The organism is Micromonospora sp. NPDC049044, assembly GCF_040649215.1.
GTDB lineage: Bacteria > Actinomycetota > Actinomycetes > Mycobacteriales > Micromonosporaceae > Micromonospora.
The window spans coordinates 176,020-193,984 of sequence record NZ_JBEZFA010000005.1; the positions used below are offsets into that span (position 1 = coordinate 176,020).

A 17,965-nucleotide genomic window follows, 5' to 3' on the forward strand; every position below is an offset into this window, starting at 1 on the left:
GGACTGAGGTCGGCGGCTCAGACGGTGGTCAGCGAGCTGGCGGCCAGGTTGAAGATCACCCGGTTCTCGGTGTCCTGCCGGCCGTCCAGGCCGTACTTGGCACGGAACAGCTCCAACACCCGGTTGTAGATCTCCGGCGGCAGCTCGTCGGCCTCACCGATGGCGAAGATCTCGCCGGCCGCCTCGGGCCGGTCCAGCACGACGCTGAGCCCGGCCAGGCCGTGCCGGGCGACGTTGCGCACCAGGTCGGTCCCGGCGATGTACCAGTCGCCGTCGGAGCGTACGTAGAGGGCGTCGCAGGTTTCCAGGTCCCGACCGGCCTGCCGCAGGCAGAGTCGCAGCGTGAGGCAGGCCGCCAGGTCCTCGAGCGGAGCGGTGTCCCACAGCTCGGCGAACCGGTCGTCGACGAACTCGCCGAGCGGGGTCGAGACGAACGCCTCGATCTGCTGGGTGTCGAAGGTGCTGCCCTGCACCGGGAAGAACGAGATGAACGCCTTTCCGTCCCAGCGGTACATCTGCACCGAGGGGGCGGCGCTGTAGACCCGGACCTGGAGCCGGGCGCGGGCCGACTCGGGCAGCTCCTCGCTGAGCCGGGCGAGGTGCCACAGGTTGTTGAGGATGGCGACCGAGGCGTCCCGCCGGCGCAGCTCCTCGCCGCGCAGGCGGACCGCCGGCGAGTCCGGGTCGAGCAGCAACACCTTGACGACGGCGCCGTTGGCGAGCGCGGAGCGTAAGGCGGTCACGAACCGGGCCGCGTACGGACCTTCCAGCATGCTGGTCCAGGTCTCCAGGATGGCCACGATCTCCCGGGACTGGGCGACCCGTTCGATGAGCGCGTCCCGGTCCAGGCGGGGATGCTCGATGATGCTCACCGTCTGGAGTTCACGGAAGAGCGGGTTGAGCACCACGTACGTCAGCAGCGTCATGATCAGAGCTGCGCCGATGTTGAGGTAGAGGTCGCCGACGAAGCTGTCGCTCGCCCGCACTGACGCCCGCCAGGCCTGCACGATCATCCAGATAGCGCCGCCGGCCAACGCGACGAGCACCAACACGTGTCGTCGACGCCGACGCAGGGTGTTGCGGCCCCGCACCCACCACGTCCCCGACATGTCAGCTCCCCGTCCGGCCGCGCCGTGGATCGACCCATGCTCATGTCGCGATACAACAAGGATACGGTCCGTCGCCCGGTCCGCACCCGCCCGTACGGTCGTTGTCTAGGCTGCGTGCGTGCTGCTCTGCATCGACATCGGAAACACGAACACCGTGCTGGCGACCTTCGACGGCGACAAGCTCGTGCACTCCTGGCGGATCAAGACCGATGCCCGCTCGACGGCGGACGAGTTGGGCCTGATGTTCCGGGGGCTGCTCGCCGGGGACAACGTCGAGATCACCGGCGTGGCCGCCTGTTCGACGGTGCCGGCCGCGTTGCGCTCGCTGCGCACCATGCTCGGCCGCTACTACGCCGACCTGCCGAGCGTGATCGTCGAGCCGGGCGTGCGGACCGGGGTGCAGTTGGCGATCGACAATCCGAAGGAGGTGGGCGCGGACCGGGTGGTGAACACGCTCGCCGCGTACTCCCTCTACGGCGGGCCGTCGATCGTCGTGGACTTCGGCACCACCACCAACTTCGACGTGATCAGCGGCCGGGGCGAGTTCCTCGGCGGGGCGTTCGCCCCGGGCATCGAGATCTCCTTCGACGCACTTGCCGCCCGCGCGGCCCAGCTCCGCAAGGTCGAGGCCACCAAACCCCGTTCGGTGATCGGCAAGAACACCGTGGAGTGTCTCCAGGCCGGCCTCTACTTCGGGTTCGCCGGGCAGGTGGACCGCATCGTCGAGCGGATGACCGAGGAGCTGGGGGAGGTGAAGGCGGTGATCGCCACCGGCGGTCTGGCCTCCCTGGTGATCAACGAATGTCGCACAATCACCCACCACGAGCCGATGATCACGCTGATCGGCCTGCGGATGGTCTACGACCGCAACCTGTGAACCCCGGCCGAAGGGGGACCGCCGCCGGCCGGGGCCTCAGCGTCGCCGGGCCCGCAGCACGATCGTCCGGTACGGCAGGTCGACGGTTTCCCGCCCGGCCAGCTCGGGGTGGTTCGCGAAGAGGTCGCGCAGTTCCCGGTCGATGCGGTCCCGCCGCTCGGGTGAGGCGGTGAGCCAGTACGAACGGGTGTGCAGCATCGCGATCACCTCGTCGGGCGTGAGCGTCGTGTGGTGCGTGAACTCGCCAAGCTCGACAGGTGTGAACGCGGAGCCGAAGTCCTCGTACCGTCCGACGACGTCGTCGGCGTTGTAACCGAGGTGGGCGATTCGACCCAGCTCGGCCACCCAGGTGACCCGTTCGTCCCGTACGTTCCAGATCGGGGCGAACGTCCCGCCGGGCCGCAGCACCCGGGCGATCTCGGCGTGCGCCAGCTCCCGGTCGAACCAGTGGTACGCCTGCCCCACCACCACCGCGTCCGCGACCCCGTCCGGTAGCGGTACCGACTCGGCGCCGCCGGCCAGCGCGGTGCTACCCGGGGTGGCGGCGTCCAGTTGGGCACGCATCTGGGGGTCCGGCTCCACCGGGGTCACCTGGTGGCCGAGCGCGAGCACGCCCCGGGTGAGGATGCCGGTGCCCGCACCCAGGTCGACGACCCGGGTGGAAGCGCCCAGCCCGTCGAGCGCCCACCGGATGGCCGGTACCGGATAGCGGGGCCGAAACCTGTCGTAGTCGGCGGCGGCGGCGCCGAACGAGAGCGCCTGAGTGTGATCCACCATGGCGGGCAGGTTATCCGATAACGACCCCCTGGCCGCTTGAGTACGCTCGGGCCTGTCCCCCTGAATCTTCGTGACGAGGAAGCGTGCCGTGAGCGAGCAGAACGCCGTGCCAGTGGACCCCGCCGACGACCTTCCCGAGCAGATGAAGGTCCGCCGGGAGAAGCGGGACCGGATGCTCGCCGAGGGGGTCGAGCCCTATCCGGTCGGCTTCTCCCGGACCACCACCCTGGCGGAGGTCCGGGCCCGCTACGCCGAACTCCCGACCGACACCGCGACCGGCGACCAGGTCGCGGTCACCGGTCGGGTGATCTTCGTGCGTAACACCGGGAAGCTCTGCTTCGCCACGCTGCGTGACGGCGACGGCACCGAGTTGCAGGCGATGCTCTCACTGGACCGGGTCGGGCCGGAGCGGATGGAGGCGTGGAAGCGCCTGGTCGACCTCGGCGACCACGTCGGCGTCACCGGAGAGGTGATCACCAGCCGTCGGGGGGAGTTGTCGGTGCTGGCGGAGCAGTGGCAGATGACCGCAAAGGCGCTCCGACCATTGCCGGTGGCGCACAAGCCGCTCTCCGAGGAGGCCCGCGTCCGGCAGCGTTACGTCGACCTGATCGTCCGGCCGCAGGCGCGGGAGATGGTCCGGACCCGAGCCGCCGCGGTGCGCAGTATGCGCGATTCACTGCACGGGCAGGGCTTCATCGAGGTGGAAACGCCGATGTTGCAACTGTTGCATGGCGGTGCGACGGCCCGACCGTTCGTGACCCACAGCAATGCGTTGAACACCGATCTGTATCTGCGAATCGCGCCGGAACTGTTTCTCAAGCGCGCCGTGGTTGGTGGCGTCGACCGCGTCTTCGAGATCAACCGCAACTTCCGTAATGAGGGTGTCGACTCTTCGCACTCGCCGGAGTTCGCGATGCTGGAGGCGTACCAGGCGTACGGCGACTACGACACGATGGCAGCGCTGACCCGTAATCTCGTGCAGCAGGCGGCGATCGCGGTCAGCGGTTCGATGGTGGTGACCCACGCCGACGGGCGGGAGTTCGACCTGGGTGGCGAGTGGCGTTCGGTGACACTCTTCGGCGTGCTTTCCGAAGCGCTCGGCGAGGAGGTCACGGTCCGCACCGACCGGACCCGCCTGGTGGAGTACGCGGACAAGGTGGGATTGGCGGTCGACCCGAAGTGGGGGCCGGGCAAGCTGGCCGAGGAACTGTTCGAGGAACTGGTCGTCCCGGGCTTGGTGGCGCCCACCTTCGTGCGGGACTACCCGGAGGAGACCAGCCCGCTGACCCGGGCCCACCGCAGTGTGCCGGGGTTGGCCGAGAAGTGGGACCTCTACGTGCTCGGCTTCGAGCTGGGCACCGCGTACTCCGAGCTTGTCGACCCGGTAGTGCAGCGGGAGCGGCTGGTGGCCCAGGCGCAGCTGGCGGCCCGTGGCGACGACGAGGCGATGCGTCTCGACGAGGACTTTCTCCGGGCGATGGAGTACGGAATGCCGCCGGCTGGCGGTATGGGAATGGGAATCGATCGGCTCTTGATGGCCCTGACCGGCCTCGGAATTCGGGAAACGATCCTCTTCCCGTTGGTGCGCTCGGAGTAGGTTCGCCCGGCTCAGGCCATGCCGTAAGGGCATCCTATTGACGAGGCAAGCAGTGCGGGGGTTATTGTGCTCTCGTTAGCAGGAGTGCCCTGCTCGAAAGGAATGTGGGACGTGGCCAAGCAGATCATTCACAAGCTGGTCGATGACCTGGACGGCGGGGACGCGGACGAGACCGTCAAGTTCGCCCTCGACGGCGTTCAGTACGAGATCGACCTGTCGAGTGCCAACGCCGCTAAATTGCGGGACGCTTTTGCCTCGTACGTGGGTGCCGGCACCAAGGTCGGCCGGGGCGGCGTGGTGATCGGTGGGCGGGCTGCTCGTGGTCGGGGCGGCGCGACCGCCGATCGGGAACAGAACAAGGCGATCCGGGAGTGGGCCAAGAAGGCCGGCAAGGACATCTCGGACCGGGGTCGTATCCCGCAGGAGATCGTTGACGAGTACCACGCGAAGCGCTGATCCATCAGCGGTTGGTGCCAGTCGCCACCGCGGGCGACACCGACGCCGGGCCGGAGTAGCTCTCCGGGCCGGCGTCGCCGTATCCGAAGTCCGGGTGGCCGTGTCCGAAGTCCGGCTGGTCGTGTCCGGGGTCCGGGTGGTCGCTGCGGGGGGGTGGGGAAGCATCTCGTGCCCGCCGGCGTTGTCCACAACCAGTGGAGCAACTATCCACAGCCTGTGGACAACAGTCCCCGGGGGTGGTGCGCGGCGATCGTGGTGACCCCTAGCTACCCCTCCGAGGGCTCCGGGAGCGCTTCCGAGGCCCGGATCGGGTACCTGTCGCACCAGTCGGATTTCGCTTTGCGCGTAGCGACAGGACTACCGGAACACCTCCTGAGCGCGGACGGTTGTCCAAAACGACGTGGAACCGACCCAGACCGGAGACACACGACCTCAGCTGAGTCGGTAAGCGACGATAGAGTAAGGAGGCACGGACGCCCGTCCCGGACGTTCGTGCACCGGCCCCGCCAAGATCTTGACCATCAAGGCGCACGGCACGTGAGGAGCACGAGGGCATGTTCGAGCGGTTCACCGACCGAGCGCGACGGGTTGTCGTCCTGGCCCAAGAAGAGGCCCGGATGCTCAACCACAACTACATCGGTACGGAACACATCCTGCTGGGCCTGATCCACGAAGGTGAAGGCGTCGCGGCGAAGGCCCTGGAGAGCCTCGGCATCTCCCTGGAGGGCGTCCGCCAGCAGGTCGAGGAGATCATCGGCCAGGGTCAGCAGGCGCCGAGCGGGCACATCCCGTTCACGCCGCGGGCCAAGAAGGTGCTGGAGCTGTCGCTGCGCGAGGCGCTGCAGCTCGGCCACAACTACATCGGCACCGAGCACATCCTGCTCGGGCTGATCCGTGAGGGCGAGGGTGTCGCCGCCCAGGTGCTGGTGAAGCTCGGCGCCGACCTCAACCGGGTCCGCCAGCAGGTGATCCAGCTCCTCTCCGGCTACCAGGGCAAGGAGCCCGCCGCTGCGGGCGCCGCGCCGGGTGAGGCCGCGCCGTCGACCAGCCTCGTGCTGGACCAGTTCGGCCGCAACCTGACCCAGGCCGCCCGCGAGGGCAAGCTCGACCCGGTCATCGGGCGCGAGAAGGAAATCGAGCGGGTCATGCAGGTGCTCTCCCGCCGCACCAAGAACAACCCGGTCCTGATCGGTGAGCCCGGCGTCGGTAAGACGGCCGTGGTGGAGGGGCTTTCCCAGAAGATCATCAAGGGCGAGGTGCCCGAGACTCTGAAGGACAAGCAGCTCTACACGCTCGACCTGGGCGCGCTCGTCGCCGGTTCCCGCTACCGCGGTGACTTCGAGGAGCGCCTCAAGAAGGTCCTCAAGGAGATCCGCACCCGCGGCGACATCATCCTGTTCATCGACGAGATCCACACCCTGGTGGGTGCGGGTGCCGCCGAGGGCGCGATCGACGCCGCGAGCATCCTCAAGCCGATGCTGGCCCGTGGTGAGCTGCAGACCATCGGTGCCACCACGCTCGACGAATACCGCAAGCACCTGGAGAAGGACGCCGCTCTCGAGCGCCGCTTCCAGCCGATCCAGGTGGGTGAGCCGTCGCTGGCGCACACCATCGAGATCCTCAAGGGCCTGCGCGACCGCTACGAGGCGCACCACCGCGTCAGCATCACCGACGCAGCCCTCGTGGCCGCCGCGACGCTTGCCGACCGGTACATCTCCGACCGCTTCCTGCCGGACAAGGCGATCGACCTGATCGACGAGGCCGGCGCCCGGATGCGGATCCGCCGGATGACCGCGCCGCCAGACCTGCGTGACTTCGACGAGCGCATCGCCCAGGTGCGTCGCGACAAGGAGTCCGCGATCGACGCGCAGGACTTCGAGCGGGCCGCCCAGCTGCGCGACAAGGAGAAGCAGCTGCTCGGCCAGAAGGCCCAGCGGGAGAAGGAGTGGAAGGCCGGTGACCTGGACGTCGTCAGCGAGGTCGACGACGAGCAGATCGCCGAGGTGCTCGGCAACTGGACCGGCATCCCGGTCTACAAGCTGACCGAGGAGGAGACCTCACGCCTGCTGCGCATGGAGGACGAGCTGCACAAGCGCGTCATCGGCCAGGAGGACGCGGTCAAGGCGGTCTCGAAGGCGATCCGGCGTACCCGGGCCGGCCTGAAGGACCCGAAGCGCCCGTCGGGCTCGTTCATCTTCGCCGGCCCGTCCGGTGTCGGTAAGACCGAGCTGTCCAAGGCGCTCGCCGAGTTCCTCTTCGGCAGCGAGGATGCCCTCATCCAGCTGGACATGTCCGAGTTCCACGACCGGTACACGGTGTCCCGCCTCGTGGGTGCCCCTCCCGGCTACGTCGGTTACGACGAGGGCGGGCAGCTGACCGAGAAGGTGCGGCGTCGGCCGTTCTCGGTGGTCCTCTTCGACGAGATCGAAAAGGCCCACCCGGACGTGTTCAACACGCTGCTCCAGATCCTCGAGGACGGTCGGCTCACCGACGGCCAGGGTCGGATCGTGGACTTCAAGAACACGGTCATCATCCTGACCACCAACCTGGGCACCCGTGACGTCGCCAAGGCGGTGTCGCTGGGCTTCCAGCAGTCGGAGGACTCCGAGTCCAACTACGACCGGATGAAGCAGAAGGTCAACGACGAGCTCAAGCAGCACTTCCGGCCTGAGTTCCTCAACCGGATCGACGACACCATCGTCTTCCACCAGCTGCGTCAGACCGAGATCCTCTCGATCGTGGACATCATGATCCAGCGGATCGAGGGCCAGCTGCGCAACAAGGACATGGGCCTGGAGCTGACCGACAACGCCAAGAAGTACCTGGCCGCGAAGGGCTTCGACCCGGTGCTCGGTGCCCGTCCGCTTCGTCGCACGATCCAGCGCGACATCGAGGACAACCTCTCCGAGCGGATCCTGTTCAACGAGCTGACCCCGGGTCAGATCGTGGTGGTGGACTGCGAGGGCGACCCGAACGACATCGACAAGTCCAAGCTCGTCTTCCGGGGCGCGGAGAAGCCTGTCGAAGTTCCGGACGCCGTGCCGGCCGACCTCGGTGGCACCGCCGCTGGCACCGCCGCAGCGGCCACGGACGAGTAGCAGGCTCGCGCGTGGCGGTCGGCGTCAACGCCTCCACCCGCCCGTCACTCCAGGTGACAGTGGCAGCCAGGTCGGTGCTGCGCAGCCCGGGGGCGGTGACCGTCCAGGTGGCGCCGACCGGTGCGCCGACGACGACGGCGGCGGACCGGCCGATCGCCTGTTTACGCCACGGCACGTCGGCGGTGGGGAAGAAGTTGACGCCCTCGACCGTCAACCGCCCCCCGGCCACCGACAGACGGGTGGTGAAGTCGGCGTAGTCGCGTTGCGCCTGTGGCGTCCAGCCCACCTCGGCGGTGGCGATGAGGCGCGGGAAGCTGTAGTACTGCGCCTGGCCGACACGGCGGATGAACTCGCCCCACAGGGCCGACTCGACCCCGAGCACGCTGGTCTCGGCGATGTTCGGGATGAAGGTGCCCGGGTCCCAGTTGTAGTGCCGGTCCAGCCCGCACGGTCCGCCGCACGCCCAGGAGCCGCCGAGTGGTTGGCGGGAATCCTGCTTCTGCGGCACGTACGTGTGGGCGGCGGGGGAGAGGACGACACGTGCGCCGCGGCCGTTCACCGCGTTGCTCACCGCCGTGCGGTCACCGTTCCAGTACTGCACCACTGCGTTGTTCCGGGGCAGCGCGGTGCCGGCGTACTCGTTCCAGCCGACGACAGTCTTGCCGAGCGACGCGACGGTCGCGGTGAAGGCGTCGACCATCGTTGTGTAGTTCGCGTGGCTTGTCACGTGCGCCTCGTCGCCGCCGATGTGCAGGTAGGGCCCGGGCGTCATGGCGGCGATCTGGGTCAGGACCCGGGTGACGAACTCGTACGTCGTCGCGCTGGCCGAGTCGAGCGTCGAGTAGCCGACGTTGCCGGTGCCGTTCGCCGGTGCGGTCTGCTGGCCGGACGCCGGCTTGGGCTGTGCGCCGGCCGTGTTGAGCTGGGGGATGGCGTGCAGCGCCGCGTTGGTGTGCCCCGGCATGTCGATCTCCGGAATGACAGTCATGCCGTTCACGCCGGCGTAGCGGACGATCTCGGCGTAGTCGGCCACCGTGTAGAAGCCGGTGACGCCCAGCTCGGTGCCCATCAGTTGCCCGCTGTCGTTGTAGGTCATGGCGGTGCGCCCGCTGACCGAGGTGAGCCGGCCGTAGTCGATGCCCGCCGGGTTGCTCGCCGGGTTGCTGATGGCGATGCGCCAGCCCTGGTCGTCGGTCAGGTGCAGGTGCAGCCGATTGATCTTGTATTGCGCCGCGCTGTCGATGTACGCCTTCACCTCGTTCACCGGGTAGAAGCTGCGGGCGACGTCGAGCATCATCGCGCGGTGGGCGAAGCGCGGGTAGTCGGAGATGGTCACCGCCGGCACCGTCCACGCGGCGTTCACGACGGTGTCGGACTCCACCCACTGCGGCAGGAGTTGGCGCAGCGTCTGCACCCCGTTGAGCGCGCCGTTGGCGGTGTCGGCGCTGATCCGGACCGTGCCGGTGGTGACGGTGAGTCGGTATCCCTCGGCGGCGTGCCCGACCGGACCCTTGCCGGCCCCCACCTCGACGACGATGGGCGCGGGCGCGGTGCTCTGGGTGACCACCGGCAGGGCGTACCCGGTGGCGGGGCGCAGCAGCCCGGCGAGGTAGGTGGCGGGTGCCGTCGCCGGTGATCCGAGCGCGACGATCGGTGTGTTCGGGTTCAGTGTGTACGGCGTACCGCCGTTCTCCGTGAGCGACACCGGCTTGGGCAGCAGGCCTAGTGAGGGTGCCGGCGGGGGCGCGCTGCTGTCCCAGATCTCGAACTCGGAGATCGAGTAGCCGTAGGCCGCCCACCGCTGGTGCCCCTGCATCCGTACGTGGGACACCGGCTGGGCCGAGTTCACAGCTATGACGTCGGTGCGGGGGCAGGTGTCGCGCTGGAGGCGGGTGACAGTGGTCCAGACGGCGCCGTCGGTCGAGGTCTGCAGGGAGAAGTCACGGGCGCACGCGTTGGGCCAGGTCAGCACCACGTGGTCGACCCGGGCGGCGGACGCCAGCCGTACCTGGACCCAGTTGTCGTCCTGGTACTTCGACGACCAGCGGGTGTTGCGGTCGCCGTCGTTGACACGCGTGGCGACGAAGTCGGCGCGGTCGAGCTCGACACTCGACGCGGTGGCGGTGCCGGTGCGGGCCAGGTTCACCGGCGCGGCCATGGCCGGGGTGCCGGACACCAGCGGCGCGAGGAGCGACGCGGCGAGCACCACGGCGAGCGTCGCCGCGGTCAGGCGGCGTCTGGATCCGGTGGTGTGGGGGGAGCGCGGAATCGACATGGGACTCCTCCGTCCGTCGCCCGGCTCGCCGGGAGACTGGTGGCTCGGGTACGCCGCAGTCTGCTCAAGCGGTTCAATTTAGTCAATGCCCCGGACAATAAACCCGATGTCCGGGGGGCGGCCCGGTCGGGCGTTGTCACGTGGCCCGACCGCGCCTAGGCTGCCGGCCAGACATCCGACATCTTATGAATCACCGCACCGCTCCCAGCTCGGGTTTTTTAGTCCGAAGGGTTGACATGATTCGTCGAGTCACCAAAGATTCGCTTACCTTCAGCGCCGCCGACCCGGAAAGGGGCCCCATGTCCGAGCTGGGCTACGGAGCACCACAGTGGCGATAGACGTTCAACAGTCCCCACCCCGAGGGTCGGAGACCACCACTGCGGCGTCGCCGCCGCGCCGCGCCGTACCGCTGCTGGTGTGGAACGTGATCGCCGTGGCGTTGGGCATCGGCATCTGGATCGTGCTGGCCCGGATCGGGGTCTCGGGCCTGCCCGGGCCCCAGGAGGTCGCCGTCCGCGCCGGTGAGCTGACCATGGACGGCACCCTGCTCGACGACAGCCTCGCCAGCCTGCGCCGGGTGTTCATCGGCTTCGCGCTCGGCAGCGCCCTCGCCATCCCGGTCGGCTTCCTCATGGGCTGGTACCGGACGGCACGCGGTCTGGTCGAGCCCTACGTGCAGTTCTTCCGCACGATCCCGCCGCTGGCCGTCATCCCGCTGGCCATCCTGCTGATGGGCATCGGGGAGACCCCGAAGATCTTCGTCATCTTCCTCGCCGCGTTCCTGTCCTGCGTCGTGTCGACGTTCCAGGGAGTGGTGAGCGTCGACAGCACCATGATCAACGCGGCCCGGGTGCTCGGCGCCAACGACGCTGTGGTGTTCCGCCGGGTCGTCGTCCCCGCGTCCACCCCGTTCATCCTGGTCGGCATGCGCGTCGGCCTCGGCGCGGCGTGGGCGACGCTGGTCGCCGCCGAGTTGATCGCCGCCCAGGAGGGCCTCGGCTACCGGATGCAGCAGGCGCAGATCTACTACGACCTGCCGAGCATCTTCGTCGGCCTGATCACCATCGGCGTGCTCGGCCTGGTCATGGATCGGCTCCTGCTCGCCGCCGAGAAGCGCCTCACCGGATGGCAGGAACGCCGATGACCGAGAAGATCTCCTTCCGCTCCACCAGCCGGACGTTCGAGGTGGGCGGCAAGCCGTTCCACGCGTTGCGCGACGTCGACCTGGACATCGCCGACCAGGAGTTCGTCACAGTGGTCGGCCCGTCCGGCTGCGGCAAGTCGACACTGATGAACATCGCCGCCGGCCTTGTCGAACCCACCGGTGGGGAGGTGCTGGTCGACGCACGCCCGGTGCGGGGGCCCAGCCCGGAACGCGGCGTCATCTTCCAGCAGTACGCGTTGTTCCCCTGGCTGAGCGTCCGCGACAACGTCGAGTTCGGTCTCCGGATCGCCAAGGTCGGGCGGGCCGAACGGCGCCGACGGGCGCAGCACTTCATCGACCTCGTGGGCCTCACCGACTTCGCCGACGCGCTGCCCCGGATGCTGTCCGGAGGCATGCGGCAGCGGTGCGCCATCGCCCGCGCGTACGCCGTCGACCCCGGCGTCCTGCTCATGGACGAGCCCTTCGGTGCCCTCGACGCCCTCACCCGGGTGCAGATGCAGGACCAGTTGCTCGACACCTGGGGCACCGAGAAACGAACCGTCATGTTCATCACTCACGACGTCGACGAGGCCGTCTACCTCGCCAACCGGGTCGTCGTCATGGCCGCCCGACCGGGCCGGGTGCAGGAGGTCATCGACGTCGACCTGCCGTACCCGCGTACCGAAGCGGTCCGCCTCTCCCCGGAGTTCTCCCGGATCCGCAATCGGGTCTGGCGCGCCGTCTACCACCAGACCCCTCAGGAAGGTACATCCCGATGAGCCCTCTCTCCCGTCGCGCCGTGCTGGCCGGCATCGCCGGCTTCGGCGCCACCGCGGCCCTCGCCGCCTGCGGCGACGACGACAGGTCAGGATCCGGCGGCTCGGCCACCGAAGCGGTGAAGCTCGGCTACATCGCCGACTTCACCGGCGCGAGCCTCATGGCGATCGCCGAGGACAAGAAGCTGTGGGCCGAGCACGGGCTCAAGCCGGACCTGAAGGTCTTCACCAACGGCCCCCTGCAGGTGCAGGCGCTCGGCGCCGGAGACCTCGACTTCGGCTACCTGGGACCGGGCGCGATGTGGCTGCCGGCCTCCGGCAAGGCCCGGGTCATCGCCATCAACTCGCTCGGCTTCGCCGACCGGGTCATCGCCAAGCCGGGCATCACCTCCATCGCCGCACTCAAGGGCAAGAAGGTCGGTGTACCCGAGGGCACCTCCGGCGACATGATCGTGCGGCTGGCCCTACGACGTGCCGGGCTCTCCATCGACGACGTCCAGAAGGTCACGATGGACCCCAGCACTGTGGTCACCGCGTTCGGGTCCGGCCAGATCGACGCCGCCGGGATCTGGTACCCGCTGATCGGCACCATCAAGAAGCGCGTGCCGGACCTGACCGAGCTGGCCAAGAACGAGGACTTCTACCCGGACATCAGCTTCCCGTCCGCCTACGTCGGGCGCACCGACGTGGTGACCGGCAAGCCGGAGCTGGTCAAGAAGGTGCTCGCGGTGCTGCGCGCCGCCAACGACGCGCGGGCGGCCGACGTGGATTCGGCGGTCGAGGTCACCGCGAAGTTCCTCAAGTCGGCGCCGGTCGACCAGCTGCGCGCCGAGGCCACCAACGCCCGGTTCCTGCCCTCGTCGGAACTCGCCGCCAAGTCCGCCGACGGCACCGTCGCGGGCTGGCTCACCGGCCTCAACGGCCTGTTCAAGGACCTGGGCAAGCTGCCGGAGGCGGTCGACCCGAGCACCTACTACGACGCCGCCGCGTACGCGTCCTGAGCACAGTGAGAAAGGACCGACCCGTGCGGCCCAACATCGTCTTCATCATGGCCGACGACCACGCCGCGCACGCGGTGAGCGCGTACGGAAGCAAGATCAACGAGACGCCGCACATCGACCGCATCGCGGCCGGCGGCGCCCTGCTGGAGAACTGCTTCTGCACCAACTCACTCTGTGCGCCCAGCCGGGCCACCATCCTCACCGGCACCTACAACCACGTCAACGGCGTGCAGACGTTGTCGACCGAGTTCGACAACCGGCAGCTCGTCTTCCCGGAGCTGCTGCGCCGGGCCGGCTACCAGACCGCCCTGGTCGGCAAGTGGCACCTCGGGCACGGCCCGGAGCACGACCCCCGTGGTTTCGACTACTGGGAGGTAGTGCCCGGCCAGGGCCGCTACCGCGACCCCGTGTTCATCGGCATGGACGGCACCGAACAGGTCCGCCCCGGCTACTGCACGAACATCATCACCGACCTGGCCGTCGACTGGCTGGACCAGCGCGACCCACAGCGGCCCTTCTGCCTGCTGGTCCACCACAAGGCGCCGCACCGCAACTGGGAACCCGACGACAAGCACCGCGACATGTACGTCGACGACGTGGCCGTACCGGGCTCGTTCGACGACGACCACTCCGGGCACGCCGCCGCCGCCCGGGCGGCACGGATGCGAGTCGACCGGGACCTGACCGCCAACGACATCAAGGAGATGCTGCCACCGCACCTGGACCCGGACGAGGCAGCGCTCTGGACCTACCAGCGCTACATCAAGGACTACCTGCGCTGCGTCGCCAGCGTCGACGACAACGTCGGCCGCCTGCTCGACTACCTCGACGAGCACGGGCTTACCGACGACACCATCGTCGTGTACACGTCCGACCAGGGCTTCTTCCTCGGCGACCACGGCTGGTACGACAAGCGGTTCATGTACGAGGAGTCGCTGCGGATGCCGTTCCTCATCCGCTACCCGGCGGAGATCCCGGCCGGCTCCACCACCGGCGCGCTCGCCATGAACGTCGACTTCGCCCAGACGTTCCTCGACTACGCCGACGTGCCGGCCGACGGCCGCATGCAGGGGCGCTCACTGCGACAACTGCTGCGCGGCGAGGCAGTCGACGACTGGCGGCAGTCGGTGTACTACCGCTACTGGGAGCACGACGACGACGAGCACCACGTGTGGGCGCACTACGGCGTACGCACCCACGACCACAAGCTGGTCTACTACTACGCCGACGGGTTGGGTCTGCCCGGCACCTCCGCGACGGCGCAGGAGCCGGAGTGGGAGCTGTTCGACCTTCGGGCCGACCCGTGGGAGATGCGCAGCGTGTACGACGACCCGGCGTACGCGCGGATCCGCACGACGCTCACCGACGAGCTCGCCCGGGTCCAGCAGGAGTGTGGCGACACCCCGTGGCAGCCGCAGGCAGCGGTCACCGGGTGACGGAGGAACCGACGGGACGAGCCGACCGCCGCTGGCCACGCCGGGTCTACGGGGTGGGCACGGAACCGGACCCGAGGTTCACCCTCGCCAACGAGCGCACGTTCCTCGCGTGGCTGCGGACCGCGCTGGGTCTCATGGTGGCCGCCGCGGCGGTCAGGGCCTTCGGTGCGGACGGCTCGCAGTGGGCGGCGGTCGTGCTGGCGGTGCTCGCCGTCGGGGTGGCCGCCGAGGCGTTCCCCCGGTGGAGCCGCAACGAACGGGCGCTGCGGCTGCAGTTGCCGTTACCGTCCACCCCCGTCGTCGTCGTGTCGGCGGCGGGGGTGCTCGTGGCCGGCGTGACGATCGTCGTCGTGGTGCTGATCTGATGTCCGGTGCTGAGCCGGTGTCGTGGTGCTGAGGTGACGGAGCCGCCGCGTCTCGCCGACCGGGGGGCGCAGGCCGAACGCACCCTGCTCGCGTGGCTGCGCACCGCGCTGGCGACGGCCGCCGTGCTGCTGGCCGTCGGCCGGGAGCTGGTGCCAGCCCATCCGGTCGCCGCGGGGATCGTGCTGGCCTGCGCGCCGCTCGCCGTCGCGGTGGCGGTGCTGGCGCGACGCCGGTACCGCAGCGTACGACTGCCCACCCACCTGGGCCACCCGGAGGGCGCCGCCCTGCTGGCCGTCGGCAACGTGCTGGTGGTGGCGGGGGGCGTGGCGGTCCTCGCCCATGTCCTCGCCAGGTGAGGTGGGCTGCGGCCGTCCCGGGGCGACGATAGGGGCGCCCCGGGACGGCCGGTACCGGTCAGACAGTCGATCCGTACAGGTTGATCTCGGCGGCGGAGGCGTACCCGGCCCCGTTCGCGGCGCGGGTGGTGCGCAGGCGCACGTGCCGGGCCGTGGTGGGCGGGAAGACCGCCGTCTTCACTGTGCTGCCGGCGCCGAAGGTGCCGGCGGTGACCTGGGTCCAGGTGGTGCCGTCGGTGCTGGTCAGGAGCTGGTAGTCGGCGATGGTGCCGTTGGTGCCGCCGTCCTGCCGGGGCAGGTAGTCGAGCTTGTCGACGCGGAAACTGCCGCCGAGGTCGATGGTGATCTGGTGCGGCATGGCGGCGACACCGCCGACGTAGCGGGTGTGCCAGATGGTGGCCGGGTTGCCGTCGATGGCGTTGGCGGCGACGCCGTTCTCGCCGACGGTCTCGACACTGTCCGCCGTCGCGGTCCAGCGGGCGCGCGACAGCTGCGGGCTGTCTCCACCGCCGATCGCCTCGTCCGTCGGCGCGGCCTGGAAGACGGCCACCTCGAACGGCGCGAGGGTGATGCTCACCGGTGCGGCCGGACCCGACACGAAGCCGGCGCGCCGCCCGTCGCGCTCGGTGAACCGGTACCGCTGGTGGGTGCCACCGGGCAGCTCGAAGACCGTATGCGGGTTGACAGTGAAGCTCTGCGCCGACGCCGACGGGTTGCGCAGCATCAGCATCCCCTTCGACGCGCCGGCCGAGGAGTTCCAGGCGGCGGTGCCGTAGACCGCTCCGGCGGCCGGGTCACCGCCGACCCAGTGCACGTCGCTGAGCAACCCCTGGTTGGTCCGCGCCCACCGGGCGTTGGCCGCCACGGTGTCCCAGAACCAGGCAGCGCCCGGCCGGCTCGCGTCGACGAGTGTGTTGCGGACGTACAACTCCTGAAGGCTCAGCCCGAGCGCGAAGTAGGCGCGGATGTCCTGCGACACCTCGGCCTGGACACTGGGCTTGGTCAGGTCGTAGTCGGCGGTGAACTGCGGTGTGCGGTCGGAGAAGATGATCCCGTGGTTCATCAGGCTCGGGATCGGGAACAGCGGGTTCTGCCTGGTGTTGTTGCGGAACGTCTCCGAGTCGCGGTAGTTGACGTAGCGCTGCTGGGCGCTGCCCGCGCCGGCCAGGCCCGCGTCGTGCCCGTCGCGCCAGATCGAGTCGGTGAACCACAACCAGTACGGTGAGCCCCAGGTGCCGACCGTCGCGTTGACGAACACGTCCTTCTGGTGCGCGCGCAGGTCGCCGGTCAACCCGAGCAGGGCCTCGTAGTCGGCGATGTAGGCCGCGTTCGGGCCGGACTGGTAGAGCCCGCCGCCGATGCCGTCCAGCTTGAAGCCGCGTACCCCCTGGTTGTCCATCATGTCGAAGGCGACCGACCGGAACCGGTCGTAGTAGCGGGCGCCGCCGAGTTTGAACTGGCCGCCGCTGTGCGTCTCCAACCGCTGGTCGGCGGGTTTGCTCGCGTTGATGGCCTGGCGGGTGGCGGCGCTGGTGCCGTACCCGCCGAAGGGTGACATCCACACCGACATCGAGGCCCCGTACTGCGCGGCGGCAGCCTTCTGCGGCGCGAAGCCGGTGGGGAACTGGGTCGGGTCGAACGACCAGACGTTCAGGTTCGTCTCGTCGACCCGGGGCGTACGCAGATAGTCCCAGCCGTCGTCGACCCAGAAACTGTCGATGGTCGCTCCCCGGTTGCGCAGCTGGGTGCCGAACAGGTTGATGGCCCGGGTCAGCTCGGCGCTGTTGATGACCTCGCCCGGCGGTTTGAGGTCCAGCCAGCTCTGGTAGTGCAGGAACGTCCGGCGGTCGTGGGCCCGCTCGCGTTGCAGGTAGTACTGGAACGAGCGGCGCAGCTGCCCGGCCGGGGAGACACCGGTGGAGGCGGTGTAGACCCACGACGCGCCGGTGGTGAGGTCACCGGCGCGGGGCACCGTGATGTCGACGGCGGACCCGTTCACCGTCGCCTTCGCCATCGGGTTCTCGATGCCGACGAACACCGTCTCGCTGCCGGCCGCGCCGTGCACCACCGGGCTGCCGTCGTCGCTGCCGAGCACCCGGGCGTTGGTCAGGCCGAGTTCCACAAGGAGCAGGGAGGTCACGTCGAACGTGCCGGCCACCGAGCGCACGGTGAAGCTGTGCTGCACGGAGTTGGCTCCGCCGCGCAGCCGTACCTGCCACTGCACGTCGAGCGTCCGGGTGCCGCCGCCGTACCGGAAGGTGGTGGTGACCGCCTTGCCGGCGAAGCGTTCCGCGAGCCGTGCCGACCCGGCGTTCGCCGGCAGATCGCTGAGCGCTGGACCCGCGGAGACGACCGTGTTCGCCGTCGTGATGGTGCTGCCGTCGGCCAGGGTGAGGGTGAAGAGCCCGCGCAGGCTCATCGGCACTGTGGCGTTCGCCGCCCGGTTGTCGAACCGGGTGAGCGACACGGTGCCGCCCTGCACGCTCCACGTGGTCGACAGGGCCGCGTTGGCCAGTGTGAAGCTGCCGCCGGATAGCGACGCCGTCGCCGCCCCCGGTTGGACACCGGGGAAGACCAGACCGGCGGCGTCGGTGTAGGTCGGGTCCGCCGGGACCGCCGCGCCGGCCGGGGCCGGCTGGCCCCCGACCGTCGCGACGGCACCGGCGATCAGACCCAGAACGATGGTGGGCACGACGA

At 69.3% G+C, this 17,965-nt stretch carries 13 protein-coding genes and 1 pseudogene; 10 read left to right on the forward strand and 4 right to left on the reverse strand.

The genetic code is table 11. The features are described from left to right. Positions 1–17: 17 nt before the first annotated feature. Positions 18–1,109: a hypothetical protein gene (locus AB0B85_RS06045; RefSeq protein WP_357404062.1), complete on the reverse strand. Its 1,092-nt coding sequence runs from the start codon at positions 1,107–1,109 to the stop codon at positions 18–20. A 118-nt stretch (positions 1,110–1,227) separates the two neighbouring features. Here AB0B85_RS06045 and AB0B85_RS06050 point away from each other — a divergent pair, with 118 nt between their 5' ends. Then, positions 1,228–1,986, forward strand: coding sequence for a type III pantothenate kinase (locus tag AB0B85_RS06050; protein ID WP_357404064.1), 759 nt, complete (start codon positions 1,228–1,230; stop codon positions 1,984–1,986). Positions 1,987–2,022: 36 nt separating this feature from the next. Here the strand turns inward: AB0B85_RS06050 and AB0B85_RS06055 are convergent, their stop codons facing one another. Beyond that, positions 2,023–2,763, reverse strand: coding sequence for a class I SAM-dependent methyltransferase (locus AB0B85_RS06055; protein ID WP_357404066.1), 741 nt, complete (start codon positions 2,761–2,763; stop codon positions 2,023–2,025). A gap of 88 nt (positions 2,764–2,851) precedes the next feature. On the opposite strand from AB0B85_RS06055, the gene lysS reads away from it, so the two are divergent. The 3 genes from lysS to AB0B85_RS06070 all read left to right on the forward strand — a co-directional run bounded on the left by lysS (position 2,852) and on the right by AB0B85_RS06070 (position 7,914). Then, a complete protein-coding gene (gene lysS / locus AB0B85_RS06060) occupies positions 2,852–4,360 on the forward strand; it encodes a lysine--tRNA ligase (protein WP_357404068.1) in 1,509 nt (502 codons plus the stop codon). A gap of 111 nt (positions 4,361–4,471) precedes the next feature. Beyond that, a complete protein-coding gene (locus AB0B85_RS06065) occupies positions 4,472–4,816 on the forward strand; it encodes an Lsr2 family protein (RefSeq protein ID WP_110563841.1) in 345 nt (114 codons plus the stop codon). A gap of 554 nt (positions 4,817–5,370) precedes the next feature. Continuing rightward, on the forward strand, positions 5,371–7,914 hold the full coding sequence (locus tag AB0B85_RS06070; protein WP_357404070.1) for an ATP-dependent Clp protease ATP-binding subunit: 2,544 nt from the start codon (positions 5,371–5,373) through the stop codon (positions 7,912–7,914). Between the two features lie 283 nt (positions 7,915–8,197). Here the strand turns inward: AB0B85_RS06070 and AB0B85_RS06075 are convergent. Beyond that, positions 8,198–10,189: pseudogene (locus AB0B85_RS06075) on the reverse strand (family 20 glycosylhydrolase); the annotation flags it as partial. Positions 10,190–10,517: 328 nt separating this feature from the next. On the opposite strand from AB0B85_RS06075, the gene AB0B85_RS06080 reads away from it, so the two are divergent. Genes AB0B85_RS06080 through AB0B85_RS06105 form a run of 6 tightly spaced genes read left to right on the forward strand, consistent with a single transcriptional unit; the run spans position 10,518 to position 15,268 of the window. Continuing rightward, the gene (locus AB0B85_RS06080; RefSeq protein WP_357404072.1) at positions 10,518–11,333 is read left to right on the forward strand and encodes an ABC transporter permease; all 816 of its coding nucleotides are present in this window, start codon (positions 10,518–10,520) and stop codon (positions 11,331–11,333) included. Further along, positions 11,330–12,112, forward strand: coding sequence for an ABC transporter ATP-binding protein (locus AB0B85_RS06085; protein ID WP_357404074.1), 783 nt, complete (start codon positions 11,330–11,332; stop codon positions 12,110–12,112). Before AB0B85_RS06080 ends, AB0B85_RS06085 begins: the two co-directional genes overlap by 4 nt. Next, positions 12,109–13,110, forward strand: a complete 1,002-nt coding sequence (locus tag AB0B85_RS06090; protein WP_357404076.1) for an aliphatic sulfonate ABC transporter substrate-binding protein — start codon at positions 12,109–12,111, stop codon at positions 13,108–13,110. Before AB0B85_RS06085 ends, AB0B85_RS06090 begins: the two co-directional genes overlap by 4 nt. Before the next feature lie 23 nt (positions 13,111–13,133). Further along, positions 13,134–14,546 (forward strand): sulfatase, encoded by a 1,413-nt coding sequence (locus tag AB0B85_RS06095; protein WP_357404078.1) that lies wholly within the window; start codon positions 13,134–13,136, stop codon positions 14,544–14,546. Further along, positions 14,543–14,911 carry a DUF202 domain-containing protein gene (locus tag AB0B85_RS06100; protein WP_357404080.1) on the forward strand — a complete coding sequence of 123 codons (369 nt, stop codon included), beginning with the start codon at positions 14,543–14,545 and terminating at the stop codon, positions 14,909–14,911. Before AB0B85_RS06095 ends, AB0B85_RS06100 begins: the two co-directional genes overlap by 4 nt. Before the next feature lie 33 nt (positions 14,912–14,944). After that, positions 14,945–15,268 carry a DUF202 domain-containing protein gene (locus AB0B85_RS06105; RefSeq protein WP_357404081.1) on the forward strand — a complete coding sequence of 108 codons (324 nt, stop codon included), beginning with the start codon at positions 14,945–14,947 and terminating at the stop codon, positions 15,266–15,268. 58 nt (positions 15,269–15,326) lie between these two features. Here the strand turns inward: AB0B85_RS06105 and AB0B85_RS06110 are convergent, their stop codons facing one another. After that, entirely contained in the window at positions 15,327–17,960 is a 2,634-nt protein-coding gene (locus tag AB0B85_RS06110; RefSeq protein WP_357404082.1) for a discoidin domain-containing protein, read from the reverse strand. Positions 17,961–17,965: the final 5 nt, after the last annotated feature.

Bases quoted from the DNA above. Each gene is read 5' to 3' on its own strand.
- AB0B85_RS06045 (WP_357404062.1), bottom strand. From the start codon at position 1,109: ATGTCGGGGACGTGGTGGGTGCGGGGCCGCAACACCCTGCGTCGGCGT.
- AB0B85_RS06055 (WP_357404066.1), bottom strand. From the start codon at position 2,763: ATGGTGGATCACACTCAGGCGCTCTCGTTCGGCGCCGCCGCCGCCGAC.
- AB0B85_RS06070 (WP_357404070.1), top strand. From the start codon at position 5,371: ATGTTCGAGCGGTTCACCGACCGAGCGCGACGGGTTGTCGTCCTGGCC.
- AB0B85_RS06085 (WP_357404074.1), top strand. From the start codon at position 11,330: ATGACCGAGAAGATCTCCTTCCGCTCCACCAGCCGGACGTTCGAGGTG.
- AB0B85_RS06090 (WP_357404076.1), top strand. From the start codon at position 12,109: ATGAGCCCTCTCTCCCGTCGCGCCGTGCTGGCCGGCATCGCCGGCTTC.